Source organism: Klebsiella sp. 4_1_44FAA (genome assembly GCF_000238715.1).
Lineage (GTDB): Bacteria > Pseudomonadota > Gammaproteobacteria > Enterobacterales > Enterobacteriaceae > Klebsiella > Klebsiella pneumoniae.
Map to the genome: position 1 here is coordinate 1 of NZ_JH414851.1, position 764 is coordinate 764.

Below are 764 nucleotides of genomic sequence, written 5' to 3' on the forward strand. Positions count from 1 at the left end.
GGCGAACTCATAGGGATGGACGCGATTGAACTCAGGATGGGGGACCTACGCCGCTATATCATTACCATGATCGACGAGCACAGCGACTATGCGCTGGCCCTGGCGGTCCCTTCACTCAACAGCGATATTACCAGCCATTTCTTCAGCAAGGCCACAAAGCTCTTTCCTGTCGCTATCAGACAAGTTGTCACTGACAACGGTAAGGAGTTCCTCGGTAACTTTGATAAAACGCTACAGGAAGCCTCGATTAAACACATCTGGACCTATCCGTACACACCGAAAATGAATGCGACCTGTGAGCGATTTAACCGGACACTTAGAGAACAATTTATTGAATTCAATGAATTGTTGCTTTTTGAGGACCTGAATTTGTTTAATCAAAGAATGGCTGAATATCTGGTGCTGTATAACAGCAAAAGGCCACATAAATCACTCGAACTGATGACGCCAGTGGACTATATTTTACGTGAGAGTAAAAATTGCAATATGTGGTGGACCCATACAATTGAGCACGGTAAGAGGCCATACTGTTGTTGATCAGACATACAGGGGGCCTCGTGGGTTAATGAAAATTAACTACGGGGCTTTCTGCTTTCTGCCACACAACACGGTAACAAACCACCTTCACGTCATGAGGCAAAAAGCCTCAAGCGCCACGTCGATTATACCGGGACGGTGCTATTTCTTACCAGGTATATCCACGCTTTATGCTGCTTAGCGCTTTAAATAGCTAATGTACTACCCATCCCGCAATCAAGACGCCC

The 764-nt window shown here is 46.1% G+C and carries 1 protein-coding gene; it reads left to right on the forward strand.

Annotated features, from left to right (window positions below):
- Positions 1-537: integrase core domain-containing protein (locus tag HMPREF1024_RS00060; protein WP_009310166.1), on the forward strand; the 537-nt coding region annotated here is incomplete at its 5' end.
- Positions 538-764 lie beyond the last annotated feature (227 nt).